This is a genomic window from Rhodococcus aerolatus, assembly GCF_054783215.1.
The window spans coordinates 67,071-79,378 of record NZ_BAAGQZ010000043.1 but is presented as its reverse complement, the minus strand read 5'-3'; the positions used below and the strand labels follow the sequence as shown (position 1 = coordinate 79,378).

The 12,308-nt window shown below is 75.2% G+C and carries 12 protein-coding genes; 4 read left to right on the top strand and 8 right to left on the bottom strand.

The features are described 5' to 3' along the window. Positions 1-459 (bottom strand): glycerate kinase (locus ACYVOF_RS15615; protein WP_460868040.1); only part of this gene is annotated, 459 nt, incomplete at its 3' end. Beyond that, complete coding sequence (locus tag ACYVOF_RS15610) at positions 456-1,523, bottom strand: DUF2855 family protein (protein ID WP_460868038.1); 1,068 nt, start codon at positions 1,521-1,523, stop codon at positions 456-458. The genes ACYVOF_RS15615 and ACYVOF_RS15610, both read right to left, overlap by 4 nt. A gap of 80 nt (positions 1,524-1,603) precedes the next feature. Here ACYVOF_RS15610 and ACYVOF_RS15605 point away from each other — a divergent pair, with 80 nt between their 5' ends. Then, positions 1,604-2,407: a class II aldolase/adducin family protein gene (locus ACYVOF_RS15605; protein WP_460868035.1), complete on the top strand. Its 804-nt coding sequence runs from the start codon at positions 1,604-1,606 to the stop codon at positions 2,405-2,407. Between the two features lie 26 nt (positions 2,408-2,433). Here ACYVOF_RS15605 and ACYVOF_RS15600 read toward each other — a convergent pair whose 3' ends face one another. After that, positions 2,434-3,255 carry a DUF6764 family protein gene (locus ACYVOF_RS15600; RefSeq protein ID WP_460868034.1) on the bottom strand — a complete coding sequence of 274 codons (822 nt, stop codon included), beginning with the start codon at positions 3,253-3,255 and terminating at the stop codon, positions 2,434-2,436. 200 nt (positions 3,256-3,455) lie between these two features. Here ACYVOF_RS15600 and ACYVOF_RS15595 point away from each other — a divergent pair, with 200 nt between their 5' ends. The 3 genes from ACYVOF_RS15595 to ACYVOF_RS15585 are packed head-to-tail and all read left to right on the top strand — an operon-like array spanning position 3,456 to position 6,081. Further along, entirely contained in the window at positions 3,456-4,175 is a 720-nt protein-coding gene (locus ACYVOF_RS15595; RefSeq protein WP_460868033.1) for a TetR/AcrR family transcriptional regulator, read from the top strand. Between the two features lie 33 nt (positions 4,176-4,208). Continuing rightward, positions 4,209-5,147, top strand: a complete 939-nt coding sequence (locus ACYVOF_RS15590; RefSeq protein WP_460868031.1) for an MBL fold metallo-hydrolase — start codon at positions 4,209-4,211, stop codon at positions 5,145-5,147. Positions 5,148-5,157: 10 nt separating this feature from the next. After that, complete coding sequence (locus ACYVOF_RS15585) at positions 5,158-6,081, top strand: fumarylacetoacetate hydrolase family protein (RefSeq protein WP_460868029.1); 924 nt, start codon at positions 5,158-5,160, stop codon at positions 6,079-6,081. 5 nt (positions 6,082-6,086) lie between these two features. On the opposite strand, the gene ACYVOF_RS15580 is transcribed toward ACYVOF_RS15585, so the two are convergent. The 5 genes from ACYVOF_RS15580 to ACYVOF_RS15560 form a co-directional block, all read right to left on the bottom strand. Further along, positions 6,087-6,842 (bottom strand): ester cyclase, encoded by a 756-nt coding sequence (locus ACYVOF_RS15580; RefSeq protein WP_460868027.1) that lies wholly within the window; start codon positions 6,840-6,842, stop codon positions 6,087-6,089. Continuing rightward, positions 6,842-8,371 (bottom strand): long-chain-fatty-acid--CoA ligase, encoded by a 1,530-nt coding sequence (locus ACYVOF_RS15575; RefSeq protein ID WP_460868025.1) that lies wholly within the window; start codon positions 8,369-8,371, stop codon positions 6,842-6,844. The genes ACYVOF_RS15580 and ACYVOF_RS15575 overlap by 1 nt, the downstream gene beginning before the upstream one ends. A gap of 4 nt (positions 8,372-8,375) precedes the next feature. Then, entirely contained in the window at positions 8,376-9,566 is a 1,191-nt protein-coding gene (locus ACYVOF_RS15570; RefSeq protein ID WP_460868023.1) for an acyl-CoA dehydrogenase family protein, read from the bottom strand. 122 nt (positions 9,567-9,688) lie between these two features. Beyond that, the gene (locus ACYVOF_RS15565) at positions 9,689-10,531 is read right to left on the bottom strand and encodes a 3-hydroxyacyl-CoA dehydrogenase family protein (RefSeq protein ID WP_460868021.1); all 843 of its coding nucleotides are present in this window, start codon (positions 10,529-10,531) and stop codon (positions 9,689-9,691) included. Beyond that, positions 10,528-12,177 (bottom strand): flavin-containing monooxygenase, encoded by a 1,650-nt coding sequence (locus tag ACYVOF_RS15560; RefSeq protein WP_460868020.1) that lies wholly within the window; start codon positions 12,175-12,177, stop codon positions 10,528-10,530. Before ACYVOF_RS15560 ends, ACYVOF_RS15565 begins: the two co-directional genes overlap by 4 nt. Positions 12,178-12,308 lie beyond the last annotated feature (131 nt).

The following is a 12,308-nucleotide window of genomic DNA, read 5'->3' as shown; positions in this document are numbered from 1 at the left end:
GTCGCGCACCCTCGCGCCGAGGGCGACGAGCAGCCCGGCCCCGCCGTCGGTGCAGGCGCTGCCGCCGACGCCCAGCACCACGCGGCGCACCTCGGCGGCCAGCGCGGCGGCGAGCAGCTCCCCGGTGCCGTGGCTGGAGGCGGCGAGCGGGGCGGGCACGCGCCCGGGCAGCAGGCCGAGCCCGGACGCGGCCGCGAGCTCGACGACGGCGCTGTCCCCGTGGCGGGCCCACGCGGTGGCCACCGGCTCGCCGGTCGGCCCGGCCACGGTGGCGGGCACGCGCTCCCACCCGGCGGCCAGCGCCGCGTCGAGCGTGCCCTCGCCCCCGTCGGCCACCGGGAGCGCCACCACCGCCACCCCGGGTGCGGCCGTGGCGATCCCGCGGGCGAGCGCCTCGGCCACCGTGGCGGCGTCGGCCGAGCCCTTGAAGGAGTCGGGGGCGAGCAGCACGCGCGTCACAGGCTCAGCACGTGCCCGGTGCGGGGCCCGGTGCGGCCCGCGGCCACCTCGTCCCACACCTGCGCCAGCTCGGCCGGGCCGTGACCGGTGACGACGTCGACCGCCGGGCGCACCCAGGGCAGGAACTCCGCCCACGCCCCGGCCAGCCGGCGATCCAGGCCGTCGCGGCCCCACTCGGCGGTGCGGTCCCGGATCACGTCGGGGGCGAAGAAGTTCCGCGGGCGCGCGCCCTCGGTGACCTCCGCGCGACCGGTGTCCTGGTGGGTCACCCCGAGCACGAGGTCGAGCACGAGGTGCTCGCGCAGGTGGCGGTGCAGCCGCTCGCGCAGCGGCTGGTTGCCGGCGGCGTCGACGTAGGCGGTGGGCTCGAGCGGAAGCGACGCGACGTCGTCGTAGGTGAGCACCTCGTCGTAGCAGCCCAGGGACCGGGTGAACCCGACGTTGCCCGGCGAGGTCAGCCCGACCAGCCGCGCCGCGCCCCCGGCCAGCAGCGCCGCGGTGGCGTAGGCCGTCTTCGACGACGCCGAGCTGAGCACGACCGTCGCCGCCCCCTGTGCCCCGCCGTCCCCCAGGTCGGCCGCGAGGGCGAACGCGGTGGTGAACAGCGGGCGGTAGAGCACCTGCAGGTCCTCGGTGGCGGGGTCGTGCAGGGAGTCGGCGGCGGTGTCGGCGTAGGCGTTGTAGACGCCCGCCAGCCCGGCGCGGTGCTCGGCGGCGTCACGGAAGCCGTGGGCGCCGACGCGGTCGGGCGCCACGACGAGGTGGCTCGACGTCGGCAGGTAGCCGTACACCCGCTGCCCCTCGGCCACCCCGTCGACCCGGGAGGCGACGACGTCGGCGAAGCCCCACAGCGGCACCCGGCCCCACCCGGGCGGCGCGGGGAAGAACTCCCAGTAGCGCAGGGTGCGGCCCAGCACGGCGTAGGTGACGTTGTTGGCCGTCAGGCCCACCCGGCTGGTCGCCAGCACCACCTCACCCGGGGCGGGCTCGGGCACCGCCGCGTCCCGCAGCTCGGTGCGCCCGATCTCGGCGGTGTCCACGAGCAGGTCCCAGGCGTCGCTCACGGGGCCCCACGCTAGGCCCCGCGCGGCGGGCGTGGGGGCGCACACTGGGGGCGACACCGCCGTCTGCCCAGGAGGACACCGTGAGCACCGAGACCCACGCCGACCCCGACGACCTGGTCGCCGCCCCGCAGCTGAGGATCCCCCAGCCGGAGACGTTCGCGACCGTGGAGGAGGAGCGGATGCACCGCAAGGTGCGCCTGGCCGCCGCGTTCCGGATGTTCTCCAAGGCCGGGCTCGACGAGGGTGTCGCCGGGCACATCACCGCCCGCGACCCGGAGCACACCGACTCCTACTGGGTGAACCCCTTCGGCATGCACTTCTCGCTGATCAAGCAGTCCGACCTGGTCCGCGTCGACCACCAGGGCACGGTGGTCGAGGGCGACCGGGCCGTGAACGGGGCGGCCGTGGCCATCCACTGTGCGGTCCACGCCGCCCGGCCCGACGTGGTCGCCGCCGCGCACGCGCACGGCCCGTCGGGCAAGACGCTCTCTGCGCTGGAGATGGACATCGAGCCACTCACCCAGGACGCGTGCGCCTTCTACCAGGACGTCGGCGTCTACGACGACTACACCGGGGTCGTCCTCGACTCCGAGGAGGGCAAGAAGATCGGCCACGCCCTCGACGAGCACAAGGCCGTCATCCTGCGCAACCACGGGATGCTCACCGTGGGGCAGTCGGTGGAGAGCGCCGCCTGGTGGTTCCTCACCCTGGAGCGCACCGCGCAGAGCCAGCTCATGGCGCACGCCGCCGGCACCCCGCGGTTCATCCGCCACGACGAGGCGGTGCAGACCCGCGGTCAGGTCGGGTTCGAGCTCGCCGGGTGGTTCCAGTTCCAGCCGATCTGGCAGCGCATCTCGAAGGACAACCCCGACATCTTCGACTGACGCGTCGTGCTCGTCGCCCGGCCGGCTCAGCCCCGGCCGGGCAGCGAGAACGTGCGGGTGCCGTCGGTGACGGCGAACGCGCCGGTGCCGCGGTTCCAGGCCAGGGCGGGGCCGGTGCTGACGAGCACGCCGGTCTCGTCGACGCGGGCCTGGCCGTGCGGCCCGGCGACCGCCACCGACAGGTCGCCACCCGTGGCCGAGGCCGCGGCGAGGCTGGAGGGACCGACGGCGATGCTGATCGCGGTGCCGCCGTCCTCGCCCAGCGCCTGCGCCATGCCGCCGCCGCTCGAGGTGGCGCGGGCCGTGCCGCCGTCGTCGGCCATGGACTGGCTCAGGCTGGGGCTGCCCGTGGTGTCGGCGCCGCGGGCGGTGGAGGTCGCCGAGCTGCCCGCGCCGGAGCCGGTGGCCTCGGCCCAGCCGCCCCCGGACGCCTGCGCGGCGGCGCCGCCGTCGTCGAACGCGTCCGAGCGGGCGATGCTGCCGCCGCCGGTCGCGTGCGCCGAGGCCTGCCCGCCCCCCGACGCGTGGGCCTCCTCGACGGGCGGCGGGGCGACGGTGCTGGTCACGGGGGTGCTGGTGACGGCGCGGGCCACGACCGCCGCGGCCTCGGCCGGCGTGGCCCGCGGGGCGGCGGCGACCGGGGCGGGGGCGGTCACCTCGACCAGTCGGGGGGCCGCGAGGCCGGCGGCGCTGGTCGACGCCACGCGGATGACGGCCGCCGCCGGGTCGGCCGCGGCCGACGCGGGACCCGCGAGCGTGGTGGCAGCCAGCACGCCACCCAGCGCCAGCGCCGCGGGGACCCCACGAGCCGCTCGGAGCAGGGCGTGGCGGGGCTGGCGGATCGGCATCGGGTTCTCCTGGGCGTGGTCGTCGCGGATGCGCCCATTCTCGCCCAGGCGCCACTCTCCGTGGTCACGGGCCGTGAGGTGTCACCCGATCGGGGCATTGATGAACCTCCAGGCGACGACGCGCTCACGGTGCGTCGCCCGGGGGTGGCCCCGGCGTGCGGCTCGCGCCCCCGCCCGGCCGGCGCGCCTAGGGTCGGGCCGTGGCCAGGGACAGGGACCCCGCGGACGACCCCGCGGGGGGCGACACCGGCAGCGCCATCGGGCGGCGCCGCGCCGCCGCCCGGGGCGAGGGGCGCAGCGCCTACGTCGGCAAGCGGGCCGAGATCGCCGCCGCGGCAGCCGACCTGTTCAAGCGCGAGGGGTTCCGCGGCACCAGCATCGGCCGCATCGCCGAGGCCGCCGGTCTCGACCGGGCCACGCTGTACTACTACGTCGGCTCCAAGGAGGAGCTCTTCGACGAGGTGGTGACCGACGCGGTGCGGGCCAACGTGGCCACCGCGGAGACCGTCACCGCCGGCCCGGGCACCGTGCCGGAGAAGCTGCGCCGCCTGGTCACCGAGCTCATGGCCAGCTACGCGACGAACTACCCGCTGCTCTACGTCTTCATCCAGGAGAACCTGAGCCACGTCAGCGACGCCCGCGCGGAGTGGTCTCAGGAGATGCGCGGGCTCAACCGACGCTACGAGGAGCTGCTCACCGGGCTCATCGCGGACGGGATCGCGGACGGCTCGCTGCGCCCGGTCGCCGAGCCGTGGGTGATGGCCTACGGGGTGATCGGCATGGTCGGGTGGACCAACCGCTGGTTCAACCCCGAGACCTCCTCGGTCGACGCCGCCACCATCGGGGCCGCCTACGCGGACATCCTGCTGCACGGCATGCTCGCCGACCCCGCGCCGGGCGTCCGTCAACAGCAGGGTTGACACCGCGGCGCGACGGGGGTGCCATCACCTCCCATGAGCGCCACGGCCGCCGACCCCGTCCTGCCCCCACCGGAGCTGGTGGAGGTGAGCGACGGCGTGTTCGCCTACGTGCAGCCCGACGGCACGTGGTGGGTGAACAACACCGGCCTGCTCGTCGGCTCCCGCGGCGCGGTGAGCATCGACAGCTGCGCCACCGAGCGGCGCACCCGCGCCTACCTGGACACGATCGCCTCGGTGACCGACCAGCCCGTGCGCACCCTGGTCAACACCCACCACCACGGGGACCACACCCACGGCAACTGGCTGTTCCCCGGGGCGACGGTCGTCGGCCACGAGGGCACCCGGGCCGGGGTGCTCGCCGCCGGGGTCATGCCGACCACCGGCTTCTGGGAGCCGTTCGACGTCGGCCGGGTCGACGTCACCCCGCCGTTCCTCACCTACACCGACGGGGTGACGCTGTACTCCGACGACCTGCGTTGCGAGGTCACCCACGTCGGCACCCCCGCCCACACCACGAACGACTCGATCGTGTGGATCCCGGAGCGGCGAACCCTGTTCGCGGGCGACCTGCTCTTCACCGGCGGCACCCCGTTCCTGGCCATGGGCTCGCTCACCGGGGCCATCGAGGTGCTCGAGCAGGTCATCACCCCGCTCGGGGCGGAGACGATCGTGCCCGGCCACGGCCCCGTCGCCGGGCCCGGGCTCGTCACCGAGGTCCTGGGCTACCTGCACTGGCTCGACGCGCTGGCCCGGGACTCCCACGCCGCCGGGGTGGCCCCGCTCGACGCCGCCCGGCAGGCCGACCTGGGGCCGTACGCCGAGTGGTCCGACGCCGAGCGGGTGGTGGGCAACCTGCACCGTGCCCACGCCGAGCTCTCCGGCGGGGAGCGCGGGTGCCCCATCGACGTCGGCGCGGCGCTGACCGACATGGTCGCCTACAACGGTGGCCGCCCCCTGAGCTGCATCGCGTGAGGAGCCCGGCATGAGGTTCGCGACCTACCGCTCCCCCACCGACGGCGCCGAGCACGTCGCCCTGGTCCACGACGGGGCGCTGCACGGCCTGCCCGACCCCGACCTGGTGGCCCTGCTCGCCCCGGACGCCCTGGCCGACGCGGCGTCCCGCGCGCTCGTCGACCCGGTGGAGGTGGTGGCGGAGGCCGACGCGGTGCTGTGCGCCCCGGTGCCGCGGCCGCCGTCGATCCGGGACTTCATGGCCTTCGAGGACCACGTCGTCACCGCCAACCGCGGCCTGGGCCGGCCCACGGACCCGGACTGGTACGAGCTGCCGGTCTTCTACTTCACCAACCCCGCCGCCGTGCTCGGCCCCCACGACGACGTGCCCGTCTCCCCGGGGTCCGCGGCCTTCGACTACGAGCTCGAGGTGGGAATCGTCGTCGGGACACCCGGGGCAGACCTCGACCCGGCCACCGCGGCCGAGCACGTCGCCGGCTACACGGTGCTGTGCGACTGGTCGGCCCGGGACCTGCAGGCCCGGGAGATGGGCCTGGGGCTGGGGCCGGCGAAGGGCAAGGACGGGGCCACCAGCCTGGGCCCGTACCTCGTCACCCCCGACGAGCTGCCGCCCGTCGGCGCGGGAACCGCTCCTGCGCTGGCCATGTCGGCGTCGGTCGACGGGACGGAGTGGAGCCGCGGCGACCTGGGCGCCCTGCACTGGTCGGTGGGGCAGCTGCTGGCCTACGCCTCCCGGGGCACCACGCTGCGGCCCGGTGACGTCATCGGCACGGGCACGGTGGGCACCGGGTGCATCCTCGAGCTCGCCGCGACGCACGGCGCCGAGCGCTACCCGTACCTGACGCCGGGGCAGCGGGTGCGGTGCGCGGTGGAGCGGCTCGGGGCGATCGAGGCCCGCGTGGTCGAGGGCACGCCCGTCCGCCCGCTGCGGTAGCCCGGTCAGCCCGCCAGCCGGCGGGCCAGGCCGTGGCGGTCGCGGACGACGTGCCCGGCGACGACCCGGGACCCCTCGACGCGGACGAGTCCGGCCACGCCGAGGGTGGTGCGCCCGCCGGTCTGCAGCGCGGTCCCGGTCTGGGTGGCCGCGAACGCCACCCGGTCGCCCGACGCGACGACGCGCGCGACCGCGACGGCGTCGGGCACGAGCACCGCCTCCCGCTCGGCCCCCGCGCCCTCGTCATCCCACACCACGGCCGACGCGTCGGGCGCCGCGGTGGCCAGCCAGCTGCGCACCACGTCGACGGCGCCGTCGTCGGCGGGGCGGGGCTGGGTGGTCCACGGCGCGGGGGCGGGCGGGCCGATGACGTCGGGGACCCCGGCCGCGAGCTGGCGGCGCCGGCCGGCGTAGTCCTCCTGGGTCCAGTTCTCCGCCAGCCGCTCGCCGTCCCAGCGGAACAGCGTGACCCCGGTCCACGCCGCCGCCCGGCCGTCGTGCGCGGCGCTGCCCCCGTGCTCGGTGAAGCGCAGCGCCAGGCCGTCCCCGTCCGTGACGAGCTCGTGCACTGTGATCCCGAGGCCGGGGAAGCGGGCGAGCTGGCCGGACGTGGCCGCGACGTAGTCGTCGAGGCCCGCCATGTCGACCGCTCCGATGTGGATGGTGTACCCGGGGGTCATGATCTCGGGCGGCACCAGCGGGTCGGCCCGGCACAGCCAGTCCACCGCGAACCGCTGCGCGAGCGCGACGAGCGGGTGCATCAGCGGCGCACCGCGTCCCAGTACGGCGCGCGCAGCACGTGCTTGAGCAGCTTGCCCGAGGCGTTGCGCGGCAGCTCGGTGACGACGTCGACGCTGGTGGGGCACTTGTAGTGCGCCAGCCGGTCCCGGGTCCAGGCGATGAGCTCGTCGCCGTCGAGGGTGGCGCCCTCCCGCGGCACCACCACGGCCTTGACGGTCTCGCCCCACCGCGGCGACGGCACCCCGATGACGGCGACCTGGGCGACGGCGGCGTGGCCGTGCACCACGTTCTCCACCTCGGCCGGGTACACGTTCTCCCCGCCGGTGACGATCATGTCCTTGATCCGGTCGTGCAGGAAGACGTAGCCCTCGTCGTCGAGGTAGGCCGCGTCACCGGTGCGCAGCCAGCCGTCGGGGGTCACCGCGTCCGCGTACAGGTCGGGCCGGCCCCAGTAGCCGACGGTGTTCTGCGCCGAGCGGACCCAGATCTCCCCCACCCCGCCCACGGGGGCGTCGGTGCCGGTGGCCGGGTCGACCACCCGCAGCTCGAGCCACGGCAGCGGCCGGCCCACCGAGCGCAGCAGCCCCGCCCGCGGCCCACCGGGGTCGTGGTCCTCGGGCTGCAGCGACACCACGCTGCCCGCGGTCTCGGTCATCCCGTAGACGCCCATGAAGTCGCAGCCGATGGCCGCCATGGCCCGCAGCAGCTGCGTCTCGCCCATGGGGGCCGCGCCGTAGGCGATGCGCCGCAGGCTGGAGGTGTCGGTGGTGGCCAGCGCCGGGCTCTCGACCAGCAGCTGGATCACCGCCGGCACCAGGAAGGTGTGCGTCACCCGGTGGCGCTCGACGAGGGCCAGCAGCACGGCGGGGTCGACGTCGCGCACCAGCACCGTGTGCCCGCCCTGCCCCAGCGCGGTCAGGCTGTAGCCGATGCCGCCGATGTGGAACAGCGGGGAGGGCACCAAGTTCACCGTGTCCGGGCCCATGCCGTAGCGCTCCCGGCCCATCCTCGGGGTCCAGGCCAGGTTGGCGTGGGTCAGCAGCGCCCCCTTGGGCCGGCCGGTGGTGCCCGAGCTGTAGAGCTGCAGCACCACGTCGTCGGGCTCGGCCAGGTCCTCGGCGCCGTCGGCGGGCGCCTCGGCCAGCCACCGCTCGTACGGATCGCCGAGCTCGACGACGGTGGCCCGCACGTCGACGGGCACGAGGTGGCGCAGGTCGGGGTGCACCACCACGACGCGGGGCGCGGCGTCGTCGAGGATCTCCGCGACCTCGGGGGCGGCGAGGCGGAAGTTCAGGCCCACCAGCACCGCCCGCAGCCGGGAGGCGCCGAGCACCAGGTCGTAGAAGGTGGGGGCGTTCTTGTCGAGCACGGCCACCCGGTCCCCGGCCCCCACCCCGGCGGCGCGCAGGGCAGTGGCCGCCCGGGCCCCGCGGGCGTCGAGCTCGGCGAAGCTGCGGGTGAGCTCGTCGAGGGTCACCGCGGGGGCGTCCGGGCGGTCGGCGGCCAGCGCGGACACCATCGCGCTCAGGGTGGCGGGCGTCGTCCCCACGGGCTCAGTAGCTCTTCGGCAGGCCCAGGCTGTGCTGGGCGACGTGGTTGAGGACCATCTCCCGGCTCACCGGCGCGGTCTTGAACATCCGCGCGACGAACCAGAGGTCGGCCAGGCCGTACTCGTTGCTCAGCCCGTTGCCGCCGTGGACCTGGATGGCCTGGTCGAGGGCCTTCGTCGCCGCGTCGCCGGCCGCGAGCTTGGCGATGTTCGAGGCCTCGGCGGCCTCCTCGCCGGCGTCGGTCAGCGCCGCGGCCCGCATCGTCATCAGCCGGGCCAGCTCGACGTGGACGTAGGCCTCGGCCAGCGGATGCGCCACACCCTGGTGCGCGCCGATCGGCGTGCGCCACACCGTGCGCTCGCGGGCGTACTGCGCCCCGCGGGCCAGGGCGTAGCGGGCGATGCCGTTGGCCATGCACGCCGCGGCGACCCGCTCGGGGTTGAGCCCGACGAACATCTGCTTGAGGCCCTCGCGCTCCCCGCCCACCAGGCCGTCGGGCTCCACGCGGACGTCGTCGTAGAAGACGGTGAACTGCTTCTCGGGCAGCTGCAGGGCGGAGTCGATGGGCTGCCAGCTCAGCCCCGGCGAGTCGGTGGGCACGACGAACAGGCTCAGCGTGCTGCGGCCGTCGGGGCCCGGGTCGGCGTCGCGGGCGACCACCAGCACCGCGTCGCACTCGTCGATGCCCGAGGTCCAGTACTTGGCGCCGCGCAGCCGCCAGCCGTCGCCGTCCTTGTGCGCGGTGGTGGTGATCTGGTGGGTGTTCGACCCGGCGTCGGGCTCGGTGATGCCGAAGGCGATGCGGAAGGTGCCGTCGGCGATGCCGGGCAGGTAGCGCTGCTTCTGCTCCGGCGTGCCGTGCGCGGCGATCACCGTGCCGGCGATGGCCGGGCTGATGACGATCATGAACATGGGGCAGCCCTGGCTGGCCATCTCCTCGATGACGACGGCCAGGTCCTCCAGGCCGCCCCCGCCGCCGCCGTGCTCCTCGGGCAGGTGCACACCGAGGAAGCCGTTCTCGCCCATGGCCTGCCACAGCTCGTCGGCCTTCGCCCCGCGGCGGACGACGTCCTGGAAGTAGGGGCGGCCGAAGCCGGCGACGAGCTTGGCCACGCTGGCGCGCAGGTCACGGCGCTCCGGCGTGGAGTCGCTGATCCGCGAGCCGTTGCCCAGTCCCACCGGTTGTCCGTCCACGCCCGGTCCCTCCGTCCGTCAACACTGTCGTTGACGCTACCGAGTGACCCAGGTCTCGTCAACGCCCGCGGTCGCAGTTCCGCACGCCGCGATTCGCCCACGTAGCGCGGGCGGGGGCGGGCTCAGGGCCAGTCGTAGAAGCCGCGGCCGGTCTTGCGGCCCAGCTCGCCCGCGGCCACCTTGTCGCGCAGCAGCTGGGGGGGCTCGAACTGCGGCCCGAGCGCGGTGGCCAGGTTCTCCGCGATGTGCAGCCGCACGTCGAGGCCCACGATGTCCGACAGCCGCAGCGGCCCGACGGGGTGGCGGTAGGCCAGCTGCACGGCCCGGTCGATCTCGGCGGGCTCGCCGACGCCCTGCTCCACCATCCGGACGGCCTCCAGCGCCGCGACCACGTCGAGCCGGCTGGTGGCGAAGCCGGGGGCGTCGCGCACCACGGCCGTCTCCTTGCCCAGCGCCCGCACCGCGGCCAGCGCGCCCTCCAACGTCGCCTCGCTGGTGGCCGCGCCGCGGACCACCTCGACCACGCCGATCGACCACACGGGGTTGAAGAAGTGCAGGCCGAGGAACGCCTCGGGCCGCTCGAGCCCCCCGGCCAGGTCGTCGATGCTCAGCGCGCTGGTGTTGGAGGCCAGCAGCACCGGCCGGCGGGCCTCGGCGGAGCGGAGCACGCGGGCCTTGAGGGCGCGGTCCTCCGGCACGGTCTCCACCACGAGGTCGAGGCCCTCGGCCAGCTCGGCCGCGTCGTGCACGTGGTGCAGCCGTCCGGGCAGCGCGTCGGCCACCGCCTGCGAGAGCTTGCCGCGACGCACCCCGCCCGCGGCGGCCTCGGTCACCTCGCGGCGCAGCGCGGCCGTGCGGGCGTCGTCGGGCTCGACCACGGTGGTGTCGGAGCCGGAGACGGCCAGCACGTAGGCGATCCCGACGCCCATCGTGCCGCCCCCGATCACGGCGGCCGTGGGGCTCACGCGGGGGCCGGCTGGCGCTGCGTGCTGGTCAGCGCGAAGCCCGAGTACCCCTCGGCGGCGACCCGCTCGAGGATGCGGCGGTAGCCGCGCACCCCGCCCACGTAGGGCATGAACACCTTGGGCTTGCCCTCGATCTCGTCGCCCGAGTAGTAGCTCGCCGCCCTCGGGTACAGGGTCTCCTGCGCGCGGGCGTTGACGTGGGCCACCCAGTCGGCCTGCGCCTGCGCGGTGGCCTCGACCCGGTCGAGGCCGTGGGCGTCGAGGTGGGCGAGCAGCTCGGCGATCCAGTCGACGTGCTGCTCGGTGGAGAGCAGCACGTTGCTCAGCAGCGACGGGCTGCCCGGCCCGGCGACCACGAACAGGTTCGGGAAGCCGTGCACGCCCAGGCCCAGCTGGGTCACCGGCCCCTCGGACCACGCCTGCCGCAGCGTCAGCCCGTCGCAGCCCACGATCTCGGGGCGCAGCAGCGAGCCGGTCAGCGCGTCGAACCCGGTCGCGAGGACGAGGACGTCGAGCTCGACCTCCCCCGCGGCGGTGCGGACGCCCGTGGCGGTGACCCGCTCGACCGGGTTCTCCCGGAGGTCGACGAGGTCGACGTGGTCGAGGTTGAAGGTCTCGAAGTAGCCGCTGTCGACCGAGGGCCGCTTGGCCGCGAACGGGAAGTCCCGGGGCAGCAGGGCCTCCCGGGTGACGGGGTCGTCCACCTTGGCCGCGATCTTGGCGCGGATGAAGTCGGCCGCGGTGTCGTTGGCGGCCTGGTCGCGCAGGATGTCGTGGTAGACGAGGGCGAAGCCGAACCCGGCGCGGGCCCAGTAGTCCTCGTAGCGGGCCAGCCGCTCGTCCTCGGTCACCTCGAGCGCGGAGGTCTTGCCCGGCACCATGCCCAGCCCGCTCGGCGAGTTGCGCGCGGCCTCACGACGGTCGGCGTAGCCCGCCTTGACCTCCGCGTCCCGCTCGTCGCTGATGGGGCCGTTCGTGGCGGGCACCGAGAAGTTGGCGGTGCGCTGGAACACGGTGAGGTGGGCGCACTCCCGGGCCACCACGGGGATGAGCTGCATGCCCGAGGAGCCGGTGCCGATGACGCCGACGCGGCGGCCGCTGAGGTCGCGGCCCTCCCGCGGCCACCGCGCGGTGAGCAGCACCTCCCCGGTGAAGTCCTCCTGCCCGGGCAGCTCGGGGGTCTTGGTGGTGGAGAGCTGCCCGGTGGCCATGACGACGAACTGCGCGGTCCAGAGGTCCCCGCGCTCGGTGGTGACGGCCCACCGGCCGGTGTCGTCGTCCCACTCGGCCCGGGTCATCCGCTGCCCGAGGTGGACGTCGCGGCGCAGGTCGAACCGGTCGGCCACGTGGTGGATGTAGCGCAGGATCTCCGGCTGGGTCGCGTAGCGCTCGCTCCAGCGCCACTCCTGCTCCAGCTCCGGGGAGAAGGAGTACGAGTAGTCGTAGCTCTCCACGTCGCACCGCGCGCCGGGGTAGCGGTTCCACTGCCACACGCCGCCGATGTCGTCGCCGGCCTCCAGCACGGCCACCCGACGGCCCTGCTCGCGCAGCGTGTGCAGCGCCCGCAGCCCCGCGAACCCGGCCCCGACCACCACCACGTCGACCACCTCGTCGACCCCGCTGCCTGACCCGTCCCCACCTGCCACGACGACCACTCCTCTCGACCCGCTCAGCGCGACGCTAGCCACGCCCACCTCCGTCGTCAACAGTCATGTTGACGCTGGCAGACGGTTGTCCCCCACTGCCGTCAACAGTTACGTTGATCCCACGAGGCTGT